This window comes from Streptomyces sp. NRRL F-5122, from assembly GCF_001507435.1.
GTDB lineage: Bacteria > Actinomycetota > Actinomycetes > Streptomycetales > Streptomycetaceae > Streptomyces > Streptomyces lannensis.
This window is the reverse complement of the sequence record NZ_LMWH01000266.1, coordinates 41741-63564: the sequence shown is the minus strand read 5'-3', so window position 1 is coordinate 63564 and position 21824 is coordinate 41741. Positions and strand designations below refer to the sequence as shown.

Sequence of the window (21824 nt, the reverse complement as noted above, 5' to 3'; positions counted from 1 at the left end):
GGGAGATTGTTGTTATGACACGACTAAAACCTGATCATCCCTCTCATGGCAGGTCCGTCGTGCAGCGGCAGGAGCACCGAGGTCACACGAGTGGCAGTCCGTACCGCCACCCACCGCATCGTTGTCCGACGGGGCGTCAGATACCGGGGCCTGCAACCCGGGTGTAGGTCAGTCCGTTGCTGACTCCGGCGGTCGTGACGACCGTGACCGTCGCGGGCCCCGCGGGGCCCGCCGGTGCGACGGCCGTGACCTCGGTGGGGGACAACACGGTGAACGACGCCGCAGTGCCGTCGAACCGGACGTCGGTGGTGGTCGTCAGGCTCGTTCCGGTCAGTGTGACGGTGTTTCCCGCGTAGGTGGGCCCCAGGGTCGGGGTCACGGCACTCAGCATGGGGGCGTCGAAATACTCGTAGTTGAGCGGGTTGCCGGTGCCGCCAGGCGTGGTCACCGTGACCGCCGCGGCACCGGCCGCATGGGCGGGAGTCACCGCGGTCAGCACAGTGGAGGAATCGACCGTGAACGACGTCGCCGCGGTCCCGTCGAAATCCACGGCCGTGGCACCCGACAGGCCGGTGCCCGTGATCGTCACCACGGTCCCTCCCGCCGTGTTTCCGGACGTCGGCGTCACGGAGATCAGCGACGGCACCGCGGCATAGTAGAAGTACATGCTGGGGTTCTCGGGGTTGCTGGTGCCGCCAGGGGTGGTCACCGTGACGGCCGCGGATCCGGCCGTATGGGCCGGGGTCACCGCGGAGATCTCGGTGGCGGAGACGACGGTGAACGTCGGCGCCGCGATCCCGTCGAAACGCACGGCCGTCGCACCCGACAGGTTCGCTCCCGTCAGGGTCACCACGGTTCCCCCCGAGGCCGGGCCCCGAGTGGGCGTCAGGCCGGTGACCGAGGGCGCCAGGACGTAGGAGAAGGTCAGGGAGTTGCTGGTGCCGCCCACGGTGGTCACCGTGACCGCCGCGGATCCGGCCGCATGCGCGGGGGCGACCGCGGAGATCTGGGTGGCGGAGATGACGGTGAACGACAGCGCCGCGATCGCATCGAAGCGCACGGCCGTCGCGCTCGACAGGTTCGCTCCCGTGAGCGTCACCACGATGCCTCCCGAGACCGGACCCTGATCGGGCGACAGGCTCGACAGCGAGGGGGCGGCGACATAGGTGTAGGTGACGGTCTGGGCACTGGTGCCCTCGCTGGTGGTGACGGTGACGTTGACCACCCCGGCACCGGCCGGGACCACCGCGACGATCCTCGTGCTGCCGAAGACTGTGAACGAGATGGCGGCGTTGACGCCGAACCTGACGGCAGTCGCACCGCTGAAGCCTGTACCGGTCAGGGTGACGGTGTTCCCACCGGGCATCGGCCCCTGGTTGGGGCTGATCGAGGAGACGACGGGGGCAGCCATGAGTGCACTCCTTCACGCGTCACTGTGAGGGTCGGATCCGTGAACAGATCTGCTCGGGCACGGACGATGGACGTGAGAGCCCGTCCGAGCGGCGTGGGACCGCCGCTCGGACGGGTGTCGAATGCCTGCCGGTGCGGAGCCGGCGGACTAGATGCCGGGACCGGCGACGTACGTGAAGCCGCCGGCCGCGGTGGCGGATCCGGCAGGGTTGGTGACCACGACGTCAGCGGCACCGGCCGTGCCGGGCGGGGTGACCGCCGAGAGCGTGGTGGAGTTGACGACGGAGAACGGCCCGGCGACACCGTCGAAGGTGACCGACTCCGTGCTGGTGAAGTTGGTGCCCACGATGGTCAGCGCCGTGCCACCCGAGGTCGGCCCCGTGGTCGGGGTGATCGTGGTGATCGTCGGGTCGTCGATGTAGGTGTAGGACAGACCGTTGTTGGTACCGCCCGCGGTCGTCACGCTCACCGACACCGGCCCCGCCGCCGCACCGGCCGGCACCGCCACGGTGATGGCCGTGTCGGAGACCACCGTCGGGGTGGCGGTGTTCGCGCCGAAGGACACGCTTGTCGCGGTCGAGAGACCCGTGCCGTTGACGGTGATCGTGTTGCCGCCGGCCAGGGGCCCCGCGCTCTCGCTCAGGGAGGACTTGAACGGGGCGCCGACATAGAAGAACGGCACCGGGTTGCTGGTCCCGCCCTGGGTCGTGACGGTCACGCCGACCGATCCGGTGCCGGACGGGGAGACCGCGGTGACCTGGGTCGGCGAGACGTTGGTGACGGCCGTGGCCGGCTTCGAACCGAACGTCACCGCGCTGGTGTTGGAGAGGTTGGTACCCGTGATGGTCACCAGCGTGCCGCCGCCGGTGGAACCCTGGTTCGGAGAGATAGGCATGGGGACACTCCTTCTTCCTGCTGCGCTGGGATGGTGTGGGCAACCGGCGGAGCGGTCCTGGACCGGCGCCGATGGCGGGAGTCGTCTGCCTCTGCCGGGCTCTCCGGGGCGGAGCGCAACACGGCGCGGGGGCTGCCGGGCGCAGGGCGAACAAGGGGACAGTCACCCCGGCACCTACGGCTTTGTGCGCAACAGCCCGTTCCCTGCCTGTGGGCATGGAGAAAACCGGCAAGCGCTGCCTGTCTGAACGTTCCCCCGACACGGGGATGGGCAGCCCGCCGGTTTCACATTTCCAGTGACGCACGCATCCGATCGAGTGACAAGAGCTCATCGACTCCATCACCCGAATGGAGCAATTCGACCCCGTCTTGCCCCCCTTATGGAATGGAAATCAAGTCCCTTTGCACGTAAGTGAATTGAGGCCGACCGATCCGCTCGCCACGACAACGAGGAGCATCTCGGCCCCACCCGCCGGCATGGGCAGCGCCATATCCGCGGACTTCGACACGCGAACGCCGGTCCGTCCCGTCGCCGGCACCGAGGACGGATCGTGCACCTCACACGTTCGACGACGGCACGCGCATCGCATGGAACGTCCCCGCATCGGGCAGCAGGACTTTGCCGGAAATCCCCCGATCGCTTCTGAATCACCCCGCCGATTCCTCCGATTCACCAGGGCGGTAATCAGTTCATGGACGTGGGCGACGTGACCCAATGAGGGCGGTTCAAACCGCGTCAAAAACAAGCGAAACGAATCTGCTCACCTGTTCGAGTGATGCGCCCTGGAACTGCTTGCTGACGCTCAGTCAGAAGAGATTGGATGGGAACATCCAACCGGTGGGCCGCCCATCCTCTCCGGGGGACGTGGTGGTCGGCCGGTGTTGCCCATCCTGGGTAGTGCACGGGTGCCGGATTGCCGCGATGGGCACCCCCGTTGGGGAAATTGGATCCGATCAGCCGGTGCCGCCCAGGTACCGGCTGATGCGGTGGCCCGCGTGTGTCCACACGCGAACGGCCGCCGCCCACCATGCGGCCCCAACTCACCCGCGCATTTCCGGCGTCGGCGCAGGCGCCCACCGCCGGGCTTCGTCGCATCCCGCCGCGCCGGTGCGGATGGTCACTCCGCCGGACTGAACGACGTTTTCTCGCAAGGGAATCCGGATGATCCACGGGCGGGCGGCTTGTAGCCGAACCGTTGCCGATCCGTGGGAAGCCCCCCACAGCACACGCATAGTGTGTGGTGCTGTTCAGTGGAAGCACACGCCCGTCGAAGACGTCCCGCCCCACACGGCGAGGCACCGTCCTCTTCACACAGGTTCATTCCAGGGGGAGTTCAGACCATGCGATCCATACGCCCGCTCTTCGCAGGACGCCGAGGAGGGAGCGCGCGCCGCACGGTCGTCCCCTCGCTGGCGGCGGTCGGCCTCGCCACGGCACTGGCGCTGACCGCGACGGCGTGCGACTCGGGCGGGGACAGCACGGCGGACGCCAAGGCGAGCGCGTCCGCGACCGCGTCCTCCGCGAGCGACGGCAAGATCAAGATCCCGGACGACATCAAGCAGAGGCTGCGGGAACACGGGATCGACATCGACAAGTGGAAGAACGGCGCCTGGAAGAACTGGGACAAGGACGACTGGCTGCGCGAGGCCGACGACTACATCAACCCGATCATCAAGGGACTGTGGAACCCGGACCGGATGCGTGAGGCCGACGACCCCGACAGGGGCGTCGACGACAACGACCTCTCGGGCGACCAGGGGGTCACGGACCCGGTCCCGGCCCCGGTGAGGGCGCAGGCGGTGCCGCCCGCTTATCACGACAGCGCCCCCACGGCGGGCAAGGTGTTCTTCGACTCGCCCGAAGGCACGATGGTCTGCTCTGCGACCGTCGTCCAGGATCCGGCCCACCCGGGCAAGTCGAACCTCGTGTGGACCGCGGGCCACTGCGTGCACGCCGGCAGGAAGGGCGGCTGGTACCGCAACATCGCGTTCGTGCCCGCGTACAACAACTCCGGGAAGACGGAGGCCGAGCTCGGCAACGCGAAGCGTGAGGAGATCGCCCCCTACGGAGTCTGGTGGGGTGACTGGGCTCAGACCTCGGAGCAGTGGATCGAGCAGGGCGGCGAGACCGGCGGCCAGGGAGCGTCGTACGACTACGCCGTGATCCATGTGACCCCCGAGCAGGGCAGCGGAGGCAAGTCGCTGGAGGAGACGGTCGGTTCGGCTCTTCCCGTCGACTTCAACGCACCGGCCGTTCCGAAGGTGGACAGCATCACCGCGACCGGCTACCCGGCGGCGGCACCGTACGACGGCCAGAAGCTCTACCGGTGCCAGGACAAGCCCGGGCGGCTCTCGATCGAGAAGACGGACCCCACGATGTACCGCATCGGCTGCACCATGACCGGCGGTGCGTCCGGCGGCGGCTGGGTGGAGAACCACCCGGACGGCAACCCGGTGCTGGTGTCGAACACCTCGATCGGCCCCGTGACCTCCGGCTGGCTGGCCGGACCCCGGCTCGGCGACGTGGCCAAGGGGGTCTACGAGTCGGTCAGCAAGAAGTTCGCGAGCCAGTGAAGGTCGGCCCCTGACGGCTCCGGACGGCAGGCGGTCCGCGGACACGGGAAGGCCCGCTCCCTTGCGCAGGGAGCGGGCCTTCCCCATGTGAGGGACGGTCCCTCGGCCGGCTGTGGGTCAGAACGCGGGAGCCGGAGCGTACGGCGCGAGCTCGGCCGCCAGCTCCTCGTGCACCCGTGCCTTGAGCAGCGTGCCCTCCGGGGTGTGCTCCTCGGAGATCACGTCGCCCTCGGAGTGGGCGCGTGCCACCAGACGACCGTGCGTGTAGGGCACCAGCGCCTCGATCTCGACCGACGGCCTCGGCAACTCGTTGTCGAGCAGGGCGAGCAGCTCCTGGATGCCCTTGCCGGTGCGGGCCGAGACGGCGAGCGCGCGCTTCTCCGTCCGCAGCAGCCGCTGGAGGACCAGCGGGTCGGCGGCGTCCGCCTTGTTGATCACCACGATCTCGGGCACATCGGTGGCACCGACGTCCCTGATCACCTCGCGTACAGCGGCCAGCTGCTCCTCGGGCACCGGGTGCGAGCCGTCCACCACGTGCAGGATCAGGTCGGAGTCGCCGACCTCCTCCATGGTGGAGCGGAACGCCTCGACCAGGTGGTGGGGCAGATGCCGCACGAAACCGACGGTGTCGGCCAGGGTGTACAGCCGCCCGCTCGGGGTCTCGGCCCGGCGCACGGTCGGGTCGAGGGTCGCGAACAGCGCATTCTCGACCAGGACGCCCGCGCCGGTGAGCCGGTTGAGCAGGGAGGACTTGCCCGCGTTGGTGTAGCCCGCGATGGCGACCGACGGCACCTTGTGGCGCCTGCGCTCCTGGCGCTTGATCTCGCGGCCGGTCTTCATCTCCGCGATCTCCCGGCGCATCTTCGCCATCTTCTCGCGGATCCGCCGCCGGTCGGTCTCGATCTTGGTCTCACCGGGACCACGGGTCGCCAGGCCGCCGCTGCCGCCGCCCATCTGCCGGGACAGCGACTGACCCCAGCCTCGGAGCCTCGGCAGCATGTACTGCATCTGCGCGAGTGCGACCTGCGCCTTGCCCTCTCGGGACTTGGCGTGCTGGGCGAAGATGTCCAGGATCAGGGCCGTGCGGTCGATGACCTTGACCTTGACGACGTCCTCGAGATGGATCAGCTGGCCGGGGCTGAGCTCACCGTCGCAGATGACGGTGTCCGCGCCCGTCTCGATGACGATGTCCCGCAGCTCCAGGGCCTTGCCGGAACCGATGTAGGTGGCGGCGTCGGGCTTGTCGCGGCGCTGGATCACGCCGTCGAGCACAATCGCTCCCGCCGTCTCGGCGAGGGCGGCCAGCTCGGCGAGCGAGTTCTCCGCGTCCTGCACGGTCCCCGAGGTCCACACCCCGACGAGTACGACGCGCTCCAGGCGCAGCTGCCGGTACTCGACCTCGGTGACGTCCTCGAGCTCGGTGGAGAGTCCGGCGACACGGCGTAGCGCCGCGCGCTCGGAGCGGTCGAACTGGTCGCCGTCCCGCTCTCCGTCGATCTCGTGGCTCCAGGCGACGTCCTCTTCCATCAGGGCATCGGCCCGAAGACCCTCGGGATAGGTGTGCGCAATGCGCTTGGTGTCCTGAGAAGAGGAAGAAGAGGAGGTCATTGGGTCCTTACGTCGTTGGGGATAACGTTCGCGGTGATGCGTGCGCCACTCTCGGCCACACCTCACGGCATCAGGGACAACGCTCGAGCGGTCCGGGACATTCCCGGCCGCCCGCCGCCCCGAGGGCCGCGCCGCCGACCCGACGATGGTCGCACGGCGCGGCTCGCCGCGTCACCCGACTTATCGCGTGGCCTTGGGGGCCCGCACGGGGTCGCGCTTCCAGTCCGGGTGCCCCGGCATCGGCGGGGTCTTCTCGCCGTGCAGCCAGCCCTCGAAGAACGAGGTGAGATCACGTCCGGTGACGACGGACGCCAGGTGCTCGAAATCGGCCGTGTCGGCCGTGCCGTCCCTGTGCACGGCCACCCAGGCCCGCTCCAGGCGCTCGAAGGCGCGGTTCCCGATCTCCTGGCGCAGCGCGTACAGGACCAGCGCGGAGCCGTCGTAGACGTTCGGCCGGAAGAGGCTGATCTTCTGGCCGGGCTTCGCCGGCCTGGGGTCGGCGGGCGGTCCACCGGTCGCCCGCCACTGGTCGGAGCGGGCGTACGCGGCCTTCATACGGGTCTCCAGGGGCCGGTGCGCGGTCTCGTCCGCGTACAGGGCCTCGTACCAGGTGGCATGCCCCTCGTTCAGCCACAGATCGGACCAGCCGCGCGGGCTGACGCTGTCGCCGAACCACTGGTGGGACAGTTCGTGCACCATGATCGACTCGACGTACCAGGCGGGATAGGCGGGCTCGGTGAACACCCCCTTCTCGAAGAGGGAGAGTGTCTGCGTCTCCAGCTCGAAGCCGGTCCGCGCCTGGGCGATCAGCAGCCCGTACGTCTCGAAGGGGAAGCGGCCGACCTTCCTCTCCATCCATGCGATCTGGTCGGAGGTCTTCTTCAGCCAAGGTTCGAGGACCGCCGCGTCCTTGGCGGGTACGACGTCGCGCAGGGGCAGGCCTTGCGGTCCCCGGCGGTGCAGGACGGTGCTGCGGCCGATGGAGACCTGGGCGAGCTCGGTCGCCATCGGGTGCCGCGTGCGGTAGTTCCAGGTAGTGGCCCCGCCGGTCCGCTCGAACCCCCGGGGCACACCGTTCGCCACGGCCGTGTAGGCGTCCGGCGCGGTCACGTGGAAGGTGAACATCGCCTTGTCGGAGGGGTGATCGTTGCACGGAAAGACCAGATGGGCGGCGTCTGCCTGGTTGGCCATCACGAGTCCGTCCTCGGTCTGTACCCAGCCTCCGTCCTCGCCCTTCGTGGACACGGGGTCGCTGGTGTGCCGCACGGTGATCCGCAACGTGCCGCCCCTGGGCAGCGGCACGGCCGGCGTGATCACCAGGTCCTCCCCCGCGCTGGTGAAGGACGCGGGCAGGCCGTTGACGTCGACGGACTGGACCGTGCCGTGCGTGAAGTCGAGGTTGACGCTCTCCAGGCGCTGGGTGGCCCGCGCCTTGATCCTGGTCACCGCGGTGAGGGGCTTGTTGTTGCTGCCGGGATAGGTGAAGGAGAGGTCGTACGACTTCACGTCGTAGCCCGGGTTGCCGAGCGTCGGGAAGAGGGGGTCGCCGATGCCCAGCGGCGTCGCGGGCGAGGGCGCGCTCGCGGCGATCAGGCAGCCGGAGACGGCGCAGGCGAGAAGGGCTGCTGTGGTACGGCGGGAACGGGGGATCGCGGAACGGAGGCTGTGCGGCATGGACCACCGCTACCAGCGCATGCCCGCCGCGCGGTGACGACGCGCACCGGTCACACTCGAACGGGTTCAGCGTCGACGTTCCACCCTCAACTCACTTATCATACAAGGTTACTGGGCGGCCGCGCGGTGCTGCGCCCGGCCGACGTCATAGACACCGGCGACGTTCCGCATCGCCCGCATCAGGGCCGGCAGGTGCGCGGCGTCCGGAAGTTGGAGCGTGTACGTGTGGCGCACCCGCTGTTGGCTCGGCGGCTCGACGGTCGCCGAGACGATCCCGACGCCTTGCAGGGCGATCGCCTCGGTGAGGTCCGCGAGGAGGTGGGGGCGGACGAAGGACTCGGCGACGAGCGTGACCCGGCACTCGGCCGTCTCGCCCCAGTGCACGCCGACCTCCGCACGGCCCGCGCCCTTCATGCGCGCCACTCCCGCGCATTCGACACGATGGACGGTCACCACACCGCCGCGCACGGCGAAGCCGGTGACCTCGTCGGGAGGCACGGGCGTACAACAGCCCGCCAGGCGTACGGAGGCTCCTGGCAGATCGACGACGGCGTTGGCCTCCGATGCGCCGGAGGCCTCCGGGGTGGGGTGGGCGGGGAGCGCGGGCGGGCGGGAGGCGGGCCCGAGGGCTGCGCCGTCGTCCGCCGACGTCTCAGCGCGGTACCGCACATCGCCCGGGTCAAGCCCGTCCTCGGACGGGCCCTCCGGCCCCGGACGGGCCGCCAGCCGGCGCTGGATGGCGATGCGCGCGGACGGTGTGCGGGCGTGCTCCAGCCACTCCCTGGACGGCTCCGAGGCCGGGTCCTGCCCCATGAGGAGTTGCACGGTGTCGCCGTCCTTGAGCACCGTGCTCAGGGTCGCCAGACGGCCGTTGACGCGGGCCCCGATGCAGGCGTGCGCGTCCTCGCCGTACTGCGCGTATGCGGCGTCCACGCAGCTGGAGCCCTCCGGCAGCCCCAGCGCGCCCCCGTCCGGCCGGAACACGGTGATCTCCCGGTCCTGGGCGAGGTCCTCGCGCAGCGTCGACCAGAAGGTGTCGGTGTCCGGGGCCGCCTCCTGCCACACCAGAAGCCGGGACAGCCAGCCGGGGCGGGTGGGGTCGACCCGCTCGCCGTCGGCCGGGTCGTCGGAGGCGGGGGCGTAGGGATTGCCGAGCGCGACCACACCCGCCTCGGCCACCTTGTGCATCTGGTGCGTGCGGATGAGGACTTCGGCGACCTCGCCGTCCTCGCGCGCGATCGCGGTGTGCAGTGACTGGTACAGGTTGAACTTGGGAACCGCGATGAAGTCCTTGAACTCCGAGACCACCGGAGTCATACAGGTGTGCAGTTCGCCGAGGACCCCGTAGCAGTCGGCGTCCTCGTTCACAAGGACGAGCAGGCGCCCGAAGTCCGCGCCACGCAGTCGGCCGCGCTTGCGCGAGATGCGATGGACCGAGACGAAGTGCCGTGGCCTGATCAGGACTTCGGCCTGGATCCCCGCCTCGCGCAGGACGGCCCGCGTCTGCTCCGCCATCTCGGCGAGCGGGTCGTCGCCGTGCGCGGCGTTCTCGACGATCAGTTCCCTGGTGTGCTCGTACTCCTCGGGGTGCAGCACCGCGAAGACGAGGTCCTCGAGTTCGGTCTTGAGTGCCTGGACACCGAGGCGTTCGGCGAGCGGGATGAGCACGTCCCGGGTGACCTTGGCGATGCGTTCCTGCTTCTCGCGGCGCATCACGCCGAGGGTGCGCATGTTGTGCAGCCGGTCGGCGAGTTTGATCGACATCACCCGGACGTCGCTTCCGGTGGCCACGAGCATCTTGCGGAAGGTCTCGGGCTCGGCGGCCGCCCCGTAGTCGACCTTCTCCAGTTTGGTGACGCCGTCGACGAGATAGCGCACCTCCTCGCCGAACTCCTCGCGCACCTGATCGAGGGTGACATCCGTGTCCTCGACGGTGTCGTGCAGCAGGGAGGCAGTCAACGTGGTCGTCTCGGCGCCCAGTTCGGCGAGGATCAGGGTCACGGCGAGGGGGTGCGTGATGTACGGCTCGCCGCTCTTGCGCATCTGCCCACGGTGCGAGGTCTCCGCCAACAGATAGGCACGGCGCAGCAGTTCGAGATCGGCCTCGGGGTAATGGGCACGGTGCGCCTCGGCGACGTGGCCGATGGCGTCGGGCAGCCGGTCGCGGGTGGCCGGGCCCAGCAGGGCCGCCCGCCCCAGACGGCGCAGATCGATCCGGGGGCGGCTCTTCCTGCGGTGCGTCCCCGGTGTCGCGGGGGCGGGCGTGGCAGGGTTCGTGGCCTCCGCACTCATTGGGCACCTCCGGCTGCGTCGACCGGCGGACGGGTGCCCCATGGCGTACGCGGCGCAGGGGATGGTGATGATCCCCCGTCCGGGCCGGTGCTTGATGCTACCGAGCCCATCACGCGCGCCCGACCGGCTCTCGTCGAGCGTGAAACGGATCACCCATTCGAGCGAAGGTTCCGCACGTTTACGGTTTTTCGCCAGGGGCAACGGGGTGGACCGTCGATTCTCTCGTCCCCTACGCCCCAGAACTTCGGATCACAGTGTCCTGGTCCCTCCGGACTGCGATACGGAGTCGTCCGATCAACCGAACGGCCGCGTATTCCGGCCAGTTGGCGCCATGGCGTGTCTTCGCTCGTGTGCCACACCGTGCTTCACAGCGCCGCCCGTTCACCCCCTGGGGACACGTCGGCCGGCGGAAGGCCGCCGGCCCTCACGCGTCAGCGGGTCACGGCGGCGAGCCATGCAGCGTCGATCTCGCCCTCGGCGACGATCACCGCGGGCCCGGTCATCTCGATCCGGCCGTCCGGGTGCTCGGTGATCACCAGGGTGCCTCCCGGGACGTCCACGGTGTACGTCGCCGGGACACCGGTGACGGCCGGGTCGGCACCGTCACGGCGGGCGGTGGCCACGGCGACCGCGCACGCACCCGTGCCGCACGAGCGGGTCTCGCCGGAACCGCGCTCGTGGACCCGCATCGCGACGTGCCGGGGTGCCCGGTCGACCACGAATTCCACGTTCACCCCGTCCGGGTAGGCCGACACCGGGCGGAACGGGGGCGCGTCGTACAGGTGGCCGGCGTCCGCGAGGTCGTCGACGAAGGCGACCGCGTGGGGGTTGCCCATGTTTACGTTGCGGGCCGGCCAGGTGCGCTCCCCGACACTCACCTCGACGTCACCCTCGGGCAGGACCGCCCTCCCCATGCCGACGGTGATGTCCCCCTCGGCCGAATCGCCGCCGGTCCCGCTCTTCGCGATGTGCACGGTCTTCACGCCCCCGCGGGTCGCGACGGCGAGGTCCCCCTCGGCCACGTACCCCGCGCGCTGGAGGTAGCGCGCGAAGACGCGCACGCCGTTGCCGCACATCTCCGCGACCGAGCCGTCCGCGTTGCGGTAGTCCATGAACCACTCCGCCTCGGCCGCCATCGCACGGGCCTCGGGGTGCGTCACGGATCGCACGACGTGCAGCAGACCGTCGCCGCCGATGCCCGCGCGGCGGTCGCACAGGGCGGCGACGGCGGCCGGGGGCAGCTCGATGACGTTCTCGGGGTCGGGGACGATCACGAAGTCGTTCTCCGTGCCGTGACCCTTGAGGAAGGCGATCCGCGTGCTCATTCCTCGATCGTACGGGGTTGCACCGACACGCCGCGGCGGGCGGTCCCGGCCGGCCGACCGCGACGGCCGGCCCGCTCTGCGGACAGCGGCGTCAGCGCAGTCTGGCCACGCGCCACACGGCCAGCACCACGACCGCGGCGACGACCACCGCGTAGACGAGGGCCACCCGCCAGTCGGCGCTCCGTCCTGAGCCGCTCGGCGACAGACCGGGCCAGGCGTATCCGACGCGGCGCGCGGCCATCATGCCCCAGCCGGCCGCGCACGAGCAGATCAGCAGGCCGAGCATGGCGACCACGGCACCGCCGTCGCCGAACTCGAAGGCCAGAGGGAAGGCGAACATCAGGGAGCCGAGCGCGGCCAGCCCCACGATGGGGGCGAGCTGCCAGATCCGCAGCCGGCGCTGCGGCCGCAGTTCGACCTCCACCTCGGCACCCGCGGCCAACTCGTCCGCGCCCGGTCCGTCGGCGGTCACACCGCCCGGCGGCTCCTGATCGGGACCGTCGGAACTGAGCCCCTGCTCTCCGCCCTCGGCACTGTCGTACTCCGCGCCTTGTGCGGTGTCGCGAGGGCCGGCCTCCATCGCCACGCGCCCTCCCAACTCGGACTCCACTTGGTCGATCGAAGCTCGATGATGGCATGCCGCCGGAGGCCCGTATGACGGCCCGAGCGTCCCGATGCCATCACGTGATCAGGCTGTAACCGGTCGTTCGACCAACGCCAGCGCGAGGTGCGGAAGTTCCGTACGGTCCGTGGCGGCACCACTGAGCCAGTGCACACGCGGGTCCCGGCGGAACCAGGAATCCTGACGGCGCGCGAAGCGCTTGGTCGCGCGCACGGTCTCGGCGCGCGCCTCTTCCAGCGTGCACTCCCCGGTGAGCGCAGCGAGCACCTGCTGGTATCCGAGCGCACGCGATGCCGTACGCCCCTCGCGCAGCCCCTGCTGCTCCAGGGCCCTCACCTCGTCGACGAGTCCCGCCTCCCACATCCGGTCGACCCGGAGCGCGATGCGCTCGTCGAGCTCGGGGCGCGCCACGTCGACCCCGATCTGGACCGTGTCGTAGAACGAGTCGTGACCCGGGAGGTTGGCGGTGAAGGGCCGCCCGGTGATCTCGATGACCTCGAGGGCCCGGACGATCCGGCGGCCGTTGCTCGGCAGGATCGCGTGCGCGGCCTCCGGGTCGGCGGCCGCCAGGCGCGCGTGCAGGGCCCCCGGACCACGCACCGTGAGTTCCTCCTCGAGACGGGCGCGCACCTCGGGGTCGGTCCCCGGGAACTCCAGATTGTCGACCGCGCCGCGCACATACAGTCCGGATCCGCCCACGAGGACGGGCCAGCGGCCCTCGGCCAGCAGCGCGTCGATCCGGTCGCGGGCCAGGCGCTGGTACTCGGCCACGGACGCGGTCACCGTCACGTCCCAGATGTCCAGCAGATGGTGAGGCACACCGCCGCGCTCCTCGGGCGTCAGTTTGGCGGTGCCGATGTCCATCCCCCGGTAGAGCTGCATGGAATCGGCGTTGACGACCTCGCCGCCGAGACGCTGCGCCAGGAACACGCCCAGATCGGACTTTCCGGCCGCGGTCGGTCCGACGACGGCGATGACCCGCGGTGCGGGGGGTGCACTACTCACCGCAACAGTCTCCCAAACCTGCGCACCCCGCCTCGAACGAGTTATGTGACTTGGCGGCTTCGTTGCCCGATGCGAGGTCCGGCCGCCGGTTCGAGGGCAAAAGACCCGGGCGACGCAAACGGACGCCCCGAGCCGCCCGGTATTTCGCCCGCACGAGTAATGTATGGAGTTGATATGGGCGTTTTTGGACGGCTTTTCCGGAGGCCGAGGACGACGGAGGAGGACCGGTCCGCCGCGGTGGAGGCCACACGGCCGACGGCCCCGGCCGGGGCGGAGGCACCCGACGAAGGCCAGGACGCGACCGCGTCCGCAGCCGGGTCACAGGGCGCGGTGGAGGTGTCCACCCGGGCCGCCGACCAGGCCGTCGGGATCCCGAAGCAGCAGTCCGCCGAGAAGGCCGTCGACAGCGAGGCCGACGAGGGCGCCCGCAGATAACTGCCCCCGCAAGGGAAGGTGGATCATGCGTCTCGTGGACAATCTGAAAGCCAAGGTCTCGGAGTTCGCGCAGCAGCACGAGGGCAAGGTCGATCGCGGCCTCGAAAAGGCTGCAAAGGTGATCGACGAGAGGACCAAAGGCAAGTACAGCGACAAGATCCACACCGGTACGGACAAGGCGAAGGACGCGATGGAGCGCATCGCGCACCGGGAGACCGGCCCCGCGGGCGGCGACGGGACGCCGCCGGACGCACCGCCGCCCACGGCCTCCTGAGCTCGCCCCGGACACCGGGGGCGCCCCGGCGGACGGCCGCGGGGCGAACCGCCTCACGGCCGTCCCCCCGTCGGGATGCCGGCCGGTCGAGGGCTCGCGCTACGACCAGGCCGCCACGAAGTAGCCCACTCCGTACGGCGCGTCGTCGTACAGCAGCGCGCCGGAAAGTTGCGCGCCCGCGGCCGCACCCGCGAGGATCTGCCACGGGGCGCGGCCGCACGCCTTCAGCTCCCGCGCCGGCTCCACTTCCAGCGCCTGCAGGTCCGCCACGTCCGCGTCCCCCAGGGCGCGTGCGATCTGTGCGTCGAACCCCGCCGCGCGCTCGTCCAGGTAGCCCGGCGCCTTGACCGTGCGACACGCGCTGCCGTCGCCCATGACCAGCAGGGCCACCCGCCCGTCCCGCGCGGCGAGCTCGGCTCCCACCTCGGCGCACCGCCGCGGGGGGAGGGATTCCGCAACGCTCGTCCCTTCGACGGGTGCGTCCGCCCAGCCCGTGCGCCGCAGCAGCCAGGCCGCGACGGCGAGCGAGGTCGGGAGCCCGGGTCCGGACGCCGCCCGGGCCGTCGTGCCCGCGCCCAGCCGTACGTCGATGTCGACGCCGAACCCGCCGAACGAGCCCGGGGCGCCCTCCGGGTAGGTCCCGACGTCGCCGGGGCCGACCACCACCAGCCGGTCGGGGCGGGCTGCCGCGAGCACGCCCAGTGCGTCCACGCACGCGGCGCGGGCGCCGTCAAGTTCGGGCGCGGCACCCGCGGCGACCTCGGGTACGAGCAGCGGCGGACACGGGCACACGGCGGCGGCGACAAGCATGATCCGCAGCGTAACCCCGCCGGAGCGGGACGTGTCACTCCCCCGCGTGCACCGCGGAACGGGAGCACGCCCGCTCGCGCCGGGTGCGGCGGCGGGGGTCGGGGGACCCCACGCACGCCGATGACGGGCGGGTCAGTCGCAGCCGCAGCCGGCGGCCACGGGCAGGGGCTCGGGAACGCCGATCTGCGGCAGCCCCAGCATCACACCGGCCGGCTTGGCGGCCTCCGCGGCGTTCCGCCTCGCCCACGCGTCACCCGCGGGCGTACGGCGCACTCCCAGGACCGAGCCCTCGGCGAGCAGGTGGTGCGGGGCGGCGTACGTGATCTCCACCGTCACCACGTCACCGGGGCGGACCTCCTCGTCCGGCTTGGTGAAGTGGACCAGGCGGTTGTCGGCGGCGCGCCCGGACAGGCGGTGGGTCGCGCCGTCCTTGCGGCCCTCGCCCTCGGCGACCATCAGCTCGAGGGTGCGGCCGACCTGCTTCTTGTTCTCGTCCCAGGAGATCTCCTCCTGGAGGGCCACGAGCCGCTCGTAGCGCGCCTGGACGACCTCCTTGGGGATCTGGTCGTCCATGGTGGCGGCGGGCGTGCCGGGCCGCTTGGAGTACTGGAAGGTGAAGGCCTGCGCGAACCGCGCCTCGCGCACCACGTGCAGCGTCTGCTCGAAGTCCTCCTCGGTCTCGCCGGGGAAGCCCACGATGATGTCGGTGGTGATCGCGGCGTGCGGGATGGCGTCCCGCACCTTCTCGATGATCCCCAGGTAGCGCTCCTGCCGGTACGAGCGGCGCATCGCCTTCAGGACCGTGTCCGACCCGGACTGCAGCGGCATGTGCAGTTGGGGCATCACGTTCGGCGTCTCGGCCATGGCCGCGATGACGTCGTCGGTGAAGTCGCGCGGGTGCGGCGAGGTGAACCGGACCCGCTCCAGTCCCTCGATCCGCCCGCAGGCGCGCAGCAGCTTGCTGAACGCCTCGCGGTCACCGATGTCGGAGCCGTACGCGTTCACGTTCTGCCCGAGCAGCGTGATCTCGGAGACGCCCTCGGCGACCAGGGCCTCGACCTCCGCGAGGATGTCGCCGGGCCTGCGGTCCTTCTCCTTGCCGCGCAGGGCCGGGACGATGCAGAAGGTGCAGGTGTTGTTGCAGCCGACGGAGATCGACACCCATGCCGCGTACGCGCTCTCGCGGCGCGTGGGCAGCGTCGAGGGGAAGGCCTCGAGCGACTCGGCGATCTCGACCTGCGCCTCCTCCTGCACACGGGCGCGTTCGAGCAGGACGGGCAGCTTGCCGATGTTGTGCGTACCGAAGACGACGTCCACCCAGGGCGCCTTCTTCACGATGGTGTCGCGGTCCTTCTGCGCGAGGCAGCCGCCGACGGCGATCTGCATGCCGGGCCGCTGGGCCTTCTTCGGCGCGAGGCGGCCGAGGTTGCCGTAGAGGCGGTTGTCGGCGTTCTCGCGGACGGCACACGTGTTGAAGACGACGACGTCCGCGTCGCCGTCCGACCCCTCCGGCGCGCGCACATAACCGGCCTCTTCGAGCAGCCCGGACAATCGCTCGGAATCGTGGACGTTCATCTGGCACCCGTAGGTTCGGATCTCGTACGTCATAGTGCTGGGAACGTCCACTGCCGGGCTCCGGTCGCTGCTGCTGGTCATGGCTCAAGAGTAGGTGGTTGCGGAAGTCGGCCCACCCCGGTCGACGGCGCTCCCCCGCCCGGCCTCCGGACTCTGCACCGGCGCGGGTGCCGCCGGGCGCCGATGTCCGAACCGAGGGCCACCGATCATCACGCACAGGCAATCTCCCCCGGTGCTCGCATCAGGGACGCAGATGCCGGGCCGGTGGGGTCCGGCCATAATCGGCCCATGGAGCTGCGACAGCTGGAGTACTTCGTCGCCGTCGCGGAGGAGTTGAGCTTCACGCGTGCGGCGGCGCGGCTGCACGTGGTCCAGTCGGCCGTCTCGGCGGCGATCCGCTCACTGGAGCGGGAGCTCGGTCCGACCCTGTTCGAACGGTCCTCCCAGCGCGTCGCCCTCACCTCCGCGGGCGCCGCCCTGCTGCCCGAGGCCCGGAACACCCTGGACGCCGCACGTGCCGCACGCGAGGCGGCGCAGCTGAGCGAGGGGCGGCTGCGGGGCACCTTGCACATCGGGACGTTCACCTCCCTCGTCCGCCCCGACCTCCCCCAGATCCTGGGACGCTTCCACCGGTTGCACCCTGCGGTGACACTGAGGCTCGCGGTGTCCCCCCGCGGATCGGCGGGACTCGTGGAGCGGCTGCTCGCGGGCAGCCTGGATCTGGCCTTCGTCTCGCTGCCCGGCGATCCCCCGGCCGGACTGCGCGTGCGTGAGATCTACACCGCGCCGATGGCGCTCCTCGTTCCGGCGGAACACCCGCTGGCCCGGTCGGACGGGCCGCGCGAGCTGACGGAACTGGTCGAGGAGCCGTTCATCGACACCCCGCCCGGTTACGGCAACCGCGAGGTGACGGATCGCGCCTTCGCCCGCGCCGGGCTGCATCGGCAGGTGGTGCTGGAGGCGACCGACGTCGGCACCGTCGCCTCCTATGTGCGGGCCGGACTGGGCGTCGCCTTCCTGCACGACAGCACGTCCGGAGTGGACAGCAGGGGGCTGGCCGTCCTGCCCCTGGCGGACCCCACACTGCGGTGGACGCTTTCGGTCGCGGTCTCCGCGACCCGTCGCGCGAGCGCGCCGCTGCGGGCGTTGCTGGAGGTGCTCGAGACATCCGTGCCGACGGATCCGCCTCAGTCGTAGGCCGTGCACGCCACGCGGCGAACACCACGTGGCGGAACTCACAACACTTCGAACTTTCCGCAACTTTAAAGTACAGCCATGGATCTTCACGTCGCGACGAAGTGGGAGACTGCGGTCCTCGCGGGAGGGCCTGCCGACGGCCTGCACATGCAGGTCGCGGGGCGGCCCTCGGTGTTGCAGGTGACCTACCCCTGCCGGGTCGAGGCGCCGGAGGACGGTGTCCGGGTGGAGGCGGTGTACGTCTACCGACGCCATCCCGGCGTGCACGGCGAACCGCTGGCCTACGGCTACGACTGCGCGAGCCCCTGACCGACGCGTCCCACCGGCGGACGGTCGCTCGGCACCGGCCGCCTCCGCCGGCGCCTCGGCGGACGGGTTCTGGAAACCACCGCCACCATGCTCCGCCTCCCACCCGGTCATGCGGTAGGAGCCGTGACAGTCCTGGTGATGATCGAAGGCGGGCCCGCGGTCCGGAATCCGCCGCGCGGGCTCGCCTCCTACGGCTCCGGGGTCGTCCAGCCCTGCTCGCGCAGGATCGCCGTGACGTCCGGGGCGCGGTAGTGGTCACCCTTGAGGACCTTGCCGTCGGCCCGGCGGGAGACCGTGCCGTCCGGGCCGATCTTGGTCATGTTGGCCCGGTGGATCTCGGCGATCACCGCGTCGAGGTCGATGCCGTGCACGAGAGCCGTGCCGTAGGCGACGTACACCAGGTCGGCCAGCTCGTGCGCCAGCCGGTCGAGCGGGCCGGTGACGGCCACCTCCGCGACCTCCGCGGCCTCCTCGGCGAGCAGCTCCCCACGGTGCGCGGCCAGACCCGGGGAGACCTCCGTCGGCACGGCACGGACGTCGAGGCCGAAGGCCAGGTGGAACTCACGGACGAGGGAGGCGGGGGAAGGGCGCATCCGGTGACCCTACCGGTCGCCCGCGCCCGACCGCCTGCCTGGCCCCGGGCCTCCGCCCTGGTCAGAGGGCCCGCGGCCTGGCAGGATCGCGCGCATGTTCCACGCACTCCCCCGGATCGGACGACGCCGCGCGCTGCTGGGCTCGGCGGCCGCGCTCGCGGTCTTCGGGCTGCTGCTGTGGTGGCTGCTGCCGCTCGGCGAGGAGACCCCTGGCGGCACGGTCACCTTCAGTACGGGCACCCCGACCGGCGTCTACCAGAAGTACGGCATCCTGCTGCAGCAGGCGATTGCCAAGGACATGCCGAAACTGGACGTCCGGCTGCTGGACAGCGACGGGTCGCAGGAGAACGTGCGACGGGTGGCGACGGGAGAGGCGGACTTCACGATCGCGGCGGCCGACGCGGTGGAGTCCTACAAGCTGGAGAAGAAGCCCGGGGCCGACCGGCTGCGCGGCTGCGCCCGGCTCTACGACGACTACGTCCACCTCGTGGTGCCGCGCTCGTCCCCCGTGCGGTCCGTGGCGGACCTGAAGGGCCACAAGGTCGCCGTGGGGCCGACCGGTTCGGGCGTCCGGCTGATCGCGGAGAACGTGCTCAAGGCGGCCGGGCTCGACCCGGAGAAGGACGTCGAGCCCTTGTCCGACGGCATCGGGACCATGCCCCGGCTGCTGCAGCAGCACAAGATCGACGCGTTCTTCTGGTCGGGCGGGCTCCCCACCGGCGCGGTCACCGAGCTCTCGCAGCGCGCCGCGATCCGACTGGTGCCGATCGGCGGTGATCTGGTCGCGAAGCTGCACGCGCAAGGCGGGGCGTCGCGCTACTACCGGGCCGCCGTGATGCCCGCCGACGCCTACCCGGACTCCGAACAGGGGTCCTCCGTGCAGACCGTGGCCGTCGCCAACCTGCTGATGACCCGCCAGGACATGGACGCAGACCTGACCGAGAAGCTCACCCGCACGGTGATCGACAGCCGGGACCGGATCGGCGCGCAGGTACACGCGGCCCAGCTGGTCGACCTGCGCACGGCCATCTACACGGACCCCCTGGATCTGCACGAGGGCGCGCGCCGGTACTACCGGTCGATCAAGCCCTAGCGCTGTGACCGGGATCCTTTGCGGGGTTGGTCGTTGTGTTGGGTGTCAGTGGAGACGCTCGACTGGGGGCCGGTACGGCATCACCTGTGCGGGTTCGCCGGCTGACCGAGCAGGAGGAACAGAAGCTGCAGCGGATCGTTCGTCGGGGAAGCACCGGTTCGGTGCGGTTCCGGCGGGCGGTGACGCTGCCGGCCTCGTCGGTCGGCAGCCCGGCCCCGGCGATCGCGCAGGGTGCCAGACCTCTTCGGCTTGCAGCCTGAACCCGGCAACCTTCGGGTCACAGCTCTAGTCGTCGAACTCGAAGCCTGACGTCTGCGCACGGGCAACAATCTCGCGAACTGCGCTGGGGCTCGAGATCACGGGTTCAAGAGCAGCTTTGAGTTGCGCGAGGTCACTCGAGCTCCCGACCGCGCAGAACATGCCGCCCTCGCTGTCGAAATCGAGGCGCTCAGCGATATCCGGCCAGGCGAACTGCACAAGTCCTTCCCAGAAGTACCCATTCGGCTCGTGCCCGGCGCCAACTACTGCAGCATCGGCGACCAGGTCACCGGCAGTGAACGTCAGCGAGTGCTCGCCGTTGAAGTCATGCAGGGTGACAGTCACGGCGCGATCCTGCCACGCCCACAGCACAGGTCGCTCAACCCATCAAACCGCTCGACCACTCCCGACCCCGGTGAACCTTCCCGGTCACAGCCCTAACTCCGGGCCGCGCGGCCCGTCGGTGTCCCAGCTCGTGGCACTTCGACCGTCACCTTCAGCCCGTGCGGCTGGTGATGCCCGTAGGAGATCGACCCGCCGCCCGCCTCCAGCAGCGCCCGGGAGATCGACAGGCCGAGGCCGGAACCCTTGACGTTCTGGTGGGCCGGGCTGCGCCAGAAGCGGTCGCCGACACGGGCGAGTTCCTCGTCGCCGAGTCCCGGGCCCCCGTCCGTGACCACGACCATCGCGCTCTCGCCGCCGGCCGCGACCTCCACGTCGACGCGCTCTCCCTCGGGCGTGAACTTCACCGCGTTGTCGATGACGGCGTCCAGGGCACTCGACAGGGTGACGGGATCAGCCCAGGCGGTGGTGGGCGGGCAGTTCCCGACGAGCCGCACCCCCTTCGCCTCCGCGGCCGGGCCCCAGGCCGCGACCCGCTCGGCGGCCAGCGCACCGATGTCGGTGAGCCGGAGATCGGCCTCGGCGTGTTCGGCGAGCGCCAGGTCGAGCAGATCGTCCAGGACTTCCGCGAGCCGTTTGCCCTCGGTGCGGACCGAGGCGATCTCCTCATTGCCCTCGGGCAGTTCGAGAGCGAGCAACTCGATGCGCAGCAGCAGCGCGGACAGCGGGTTGCGCAACTGGTGGGAGGCGTCGGCGACGAAGGCGCGCTGCTGCTCCAGGACCTCCTCGACGTTGTCCGCCATCTCGTTGAACGACCTGGCCAGGCGCCTGAGTTCAGGCGGTCCGCCCGCCGCGGCGACCCGGGACTTCAGGCGACCGGTGGCGATGTCGTGGGTGGTCGCGTCCAGGACGCGCACAGGTCTGAGCACCCAGCCGGTCAGACGCAGCGCCGCGCCCACGGCGAGCAGCATCGCGGCCACCTCGCCCGCGCCGACGAGGAGCCAGCCGTGCAGCGTCTTCGACCGCATCTGCCCGGTCGGCGAGTCGGTGACCACGACCGCGACGACGTCACCGTCGCGGATGACCGGGGAGGCGACCACGAGCCGGGAGCGCTGCCAGGGCCACACCTGCTCCGGATCGTGGCTGCGGCGCCCGAGGAGCGCCTCGTTGAACGCGTTGCGTCCCTCACCCCGTTGCGGCAGGTACCAGTTCCCCGGCGCGTTGGCCATGGGTACGTCGTCGCGGTAGAAGACACCGGCCCGAATGCCGTACACGCTGTAGTACTTGGCGAGTTCCTTGCGCAGCGTCTCGCCGCGCTCGTCCTTGTCGTCCACCCGGGAGCCGGTCGGCCCCGGCCTGTCGGTGACGTACTGGGCGAGGCCCGCGAAGCGCGCGGTGTCGTCGATGCGGTCGACGACGACCCGTTGCTGCTGGGCGGCCGCGAGACTCACCGCGAGGGGCACGCCCAGTGCGAGCAGCACGGCAGCCATCAGGACGATGAGCAGCGGGAGCAGTCGTGCGCCCACCCCGCCCC

At 70.7% G+C, this 21824-nt stretch carries 19 protein-coding genes and 1 pseudogene; 7 read left to right on the top strand and 13 right to left on the bottom strand.

All coding sequences use genetic code 11. From position 1 onward, the window contains the following. Positions 1 to 136: 136 nt before the first annotated feature. Positions 137 to 1411, bottom strand: a complete 1275-nt coding sequence (locus ADL25_RS35855; protein ID WP_063805804.1) for an IPT/TIG domain-containing protein — start codon at positions 1409 to 1411, stop codon at positions 137 to 139. 147 nt (positions 1412 to 1558) lie between these two features. Beyond that, a complete protein-coding gene (locus ADL25_RS35850; RefSeq protein WP_059132087.1) occupies positions 1559 to 2305 on the bottom strand; it encodes an IPT/TIG domain-containing protein in 747 nt (248 codons plus the stop codon). Between the two features lie 1340 nt (positions 2306 to 3645). On the opposite strand from ADL25_RS35850, the gene ADL25_RS35845 reads away from it, so the two are divergent. Further along, positions 3646 to 4878 carry a trypsin-like serine peptidase gene (locus ADL25_RS35845; RefSeq protein WP_059132086.1) on the top strand — a complete coding sequence of 411 codons (1233 nt, stop codon included), beginning with the start codon at positions 3646 to 3648 and terminating at the stop codon, positions 4876 to 4878. A gap of 117 nt (positions 4879 to 4995) precedes the next feature. Here the strand turns inward: ADL25_RS35845 and hflX are convergent, their stop codons facing one another. The 6 genes from hflX to miaA form a co-directional block, all read right to left on the bottom strand. After that, on the bottom strand, positions 4996 to 6486 hold the full coding sequence (gene hflX / locus ADL25_RS35840; protein WP_059132085.1) for a GTPase HflX: 1491 nt from the start codon (positions 6484 to 6486) through the stop codon (positions 4996 to 4998). A gap of 180 nt (positions 6487 to 6666) precedes the next feature. Then, positions 6667 to 8160, bottom strand: coding sequence for a M1 family metallopeptidase (locus tag ADL25_RS35835; protein ID WP_059132084.1), 1494 nt, complete (start codon positions 8158 to 8160; stop codon positions 6667 to 6669). A 108-nt stretch (positions 8161 to 8268) separates the two neighbouring features. Further along, on the bottom strand, positions 8269 to 10452 hold the full coding sequence (locus ADL25_RS35830) for a RelA/SpoT family protein (protein WP_059132083.1): 2184 nt from the start codon (positions 10450 to 10452) through the stop codon (positions 8269 to 8271). Positions 10453 to 10883: 431 nt separating this feature from the next. Beyond that, positions 10884 to 11777 carry a diaminopimelate epimerase gene (gene dapF, locus ADL25_RS35825; RefSeq protein WP_059132082.1) on the bottom strand — a complete coding sequence of 298 codons (894 nt, stop codon included), beginning with the start codon at positions 11775 to 11777 and terminating at the stop codon, positions 10884 to 10886. 91 nt (positions 11778 to 11868) lie between these two features. Next, complete coding sequence (locus ADL25_RS35820) at positions 11869 to 12357, bottom strand: hypothetical protein (RefSeq protein WP_059132081.1); 489 nt, start codon at positions 12355 to 12357, stop codon at positions 11869 to 11871. A 108-nt stretch (positions 12358 to 12465) separates the two neighbouring features. Further along, positions 12466 to 13404: a tRNA (adenosine(37)-N6)-dimethylallyltransferase MiaA gene (gene miaA / locus ADL25_RS35815; protein WP_059132080.1), complete on the bottom strand. Its 939-nt coding sequence runs from the start codon at positions 13402 to 13404 to the stop codon at positions 12466 to 12468. 237 nt (positions 13405 to 13641) lie between these two features. Here miaA and ADL25_RS35810 point away from each other — a divergent pair, with 237 nt between their 5' ends. Together ADL25_RS35810 and ADL25_RS35805 are read left to right on the top strand one after the other, a co-directional pair. Continuing rightward, positions 13642 to 13839 carry a gliding motility protein gene (locus ADL25_RS35810; RefSeq protein WP_319113932.1) on the top strand — a complete coding sequence of 66 codons (198 nt, stop codon included), beginning with the start codon at positions 13642 to 13644 and terminating at the stop codon, positions 13837 to 13839. Between the two features lie 25 nt (positions 13840 to 13864). After that, entirely contained in the window at positions 13865 to 14113 is a 249-nt protein-coding gene (locus ADL25_RS35805; protein ID WP_059132078.1) for an antitoxin, read from the top strand. A gap of 99 nt (positions 14114 to 14212) precedes the next feature. Here the strand turns inward: ADL25_RS35805 and ADL25_RS35800 are convergent, their stop codons facing one another. Together ADL25_RS35800 and miaB are read right to left on the bottom strand one after the other, a co-directional pair. Then, entirely contained in the window at positions 14213 to 14923 is a 711-nt protein-coding gene (locus ADL25_RS35800) for a class III extradiol dioxygenase subunit B-like domain-containing protein (RefSeq protein ID WP_059132077.1), read from the bottom strand. Between the two features lie 132 nt (positions 14924 to 15055). Then, positions 15056 to 16579: a tRNA (N6-isopentenyl adenosine(37)-C2)-methylthiotransferase MiaB gene (miaB, locus tag ADL25_RS35795; RefSeq protein WP_063805803.1), complete on the bottom strand. Its 1524-nt coding sequence runs from the start codon at positions 16577 to 16579 to the stop codon at positions 15056 to 15058. Between the two features lie 207 nt (positions 16580 to 16786). Between miaB and ADL25_RS35790 the strand changes: the two genes are divergently transcribed. Next, entirely contained in the window at positions 16787 to 17695 is a 909-nt protein-coding gene (locus tag ADL25_RS35790) for a LysR family transcriptional regulator (protein WP_059132075.1), read from the top strand. A 78-nt stretch (positions 17696 to 17773) separates the two neighbouring features. Beyond that, positions 17774 to 18004: a hypothetical protein gene (locus ADL25_RS35785; protein ID WP_059132074.1), complete on the top strand. Its 231-nt coding sequence runs from the start codon at positions 17774 to 17776 to the stop codon at positions 18002 to 18004. 188 nt (positions 18005 to 18192) lie between these two features. Here ADL25_RS35785 and ADL25_RS35780 read toward each other — a convergent pair whose 3' ends face one another. After that, positions 18193 to 18597 carry a MazG nucleotide pyrophosphohydrolase domain-containing protein gene (locus tag ADL25_RS35780; RefSeq protein WP_059132073.1) on the bottom strand — a complete coding sequence of 135 codons (405 nt, stop codon included), beginning with the start codon at positions 18595 to 18597 and terminating at the stop codon, positions 18193 to 18195. A gap of 94 nt (positions 18598 to 18691) precedes the next feature. Here ADL25_RS35780 and ADL25_RS35775 point away from each other — a divergent pair, with 94 nt between their 5' ends. Both ADL25_RS35775 and ADL25_RS52370 read left to right on the top strand, forming a co-directional pair. Next, positions 18692 to 19690, top strand: coding sequence for a TAXI family TRAP transporter solute-binding subunit (locus tag ADL25_RS35775; RefSeq protein ID WP_059132072.1), 999 nt, complete (start codon positions 18692 to 18694; stop codon positions 19688 to 19690). A 62-nt stretch (positions 19691 to 19752) separates the two neighbouring features. Next, a pseudogene (locus tag ADL25_RS52370) lies at positions 19753 to 19920 on the top strand (IS630 family transposase); the annotation flags it as partial. Positions 19921 to 19975: 55 nt separating this feature from the next. On the opposite strand, the gene ADL25_RS35770 reads toward ADL25_RS52370, so the two are convergent. Together ADL25_RS35770 and ADL25_RS35765 are read right to left on the bottom strand one after the other, a co-directional pair. Continuing rightward, a complete protein-coding gene (locus ADL25_RS35770) occupies positions 19976 to 20293 on the bottom strand; it encodes an Imm51 family immunity protein (protein ID WP_059132250.1) in 318 nt (105 codons plus the stop codon). A 92-nt stretch (positions 20294 to 20385) separates the two neighbouring features. Beyond that, positions 20386 to 21816 (bottom strand): sensor histidine kinase, encoded by a 1431-nt coding sequence (locus ADL25_RS35765; protein WP_107116796.1) that lies wholly within the window; start codon positions 21814 to 21816, stop codon positions 20386 to 20388. Positions 21817 to 21824 lie beyond the last annotated feature (8 nt).

What these genes read in the sequence shown, in the direction of transcription:
- ADL25_RS35855 (WP_063805804.1), bottom strand. Translation starts at nt 1,411, where the DNA reads ATGGCTGCCCCCGTCGTCTCCTCGATCAGCCCCAACCAGGGGCCGATG.
- ADL25_RS35850 (WP_059132087.1), bottom strand. Translation starts at nt 2,305, where the DNA reads ATGCCTATCTCTCCGAACCAGGGTTCCACCGGCGGCGGCACGCTGGTG.
- ADL25_RS35845 (WP_059132086.1), top strand. Translation starts at nt 3,646, where the DNA reads ATGCGATCCATACGCCCGCTCTTCGCAGGACGCCGAGGAGGGAGCGCG.
- hflX (WP_059132085.1), bottom strand. Translation starts at nt 6,486, where the DNA reads ATGACCTCCTCTTCTTCCTCTTCTCAGGACACCAAGCGCATTGCGCAC.
- ADL25_RS35835 (WP_059132084.1), bottom strand. Translation starts at nt 8,160, where the DNA reads ATGCCGCACAGCCTCCGTTCCGCGATCCCCCGTTCCCGCCGTACCACA.
- ADL25_RS35830 (WP_059132083.1), bottom strand. Translation starts at nt 10,452, where the DNA reads ATGAGTGCGGAGGCCACGAACCCTGCCACGCCCGCCCCCGCGACACCG.
- dapF (WP_059132082.1), bottom strand. Translation starts at nt 11,777, where the DNA reads ATGAGCACGCGGATCGCCTTCCTCAAGGGTCACGGCACGGAGAACGAC.
- ADL25_RS35820 (WP_059132081.1), bottom strand. Translation starts at nt 12,357, where the DNA reads ATGGAGGCCGGCCCTCGCGACACCGCACAAGGCGCGGAGTACGACAGT.
- ADL25_RS35805 (WP_059132078.1), top strand. Translation starts at nt 13,865, where the DNA reads ATGCGTCTCGTGGACAATCTGAAAGCCAAGGTCTCGGAGTTCGCGCAG.
- ADL25_RS35800 (WP_059132077.1), bottom strand. Translation starts at nt 14,923, where the DNA reads ATGCTTGTCGCCGCCGCCGTGTGCCCGTGTCCGCCGCTGCTCGTACCC.
- miaB (WP_063805803.1), bottom strand. Translation starts at nt 16,579, where the DNA reads ATGACCAGCAGCAGCGACCGGAGCCCGGCAGTGGACGTTCCCAGCACT.
- ADL25_RS35790 (WP_059132075.1), top strand. Translation starts at nt 16,787, where the DNA reads ATGGAGCTGCGACAGCTGGAGTACTTCGTCGCCGTCGCGGAGGAGTTG.
- ADL25_RS35785 (WP_059132074.1), top strand. Translation starts at nt 17,774, where the DNA reads ATGGATCTTCACGTCGCGACGAAGTGGGAGACTGCGGTCCTCGCGGGA.
- ADL25_RS35780 (WP_059132073.1), bottom strand. Translation starts at nt 18,597, where the DNA reads ATGCGCCCTTCCCCCGCCTCCCTCGTCCGTGAGTTCCACCTGGCCTTC.
- ADL25_RS35775 (WP_059132072.1), top strand. Translation starts at nt 18,692, where the DNA reads ATGTTCCACGCACTCCCCCGGATCGGACGACGCCGCGCGCTGCTGGGC.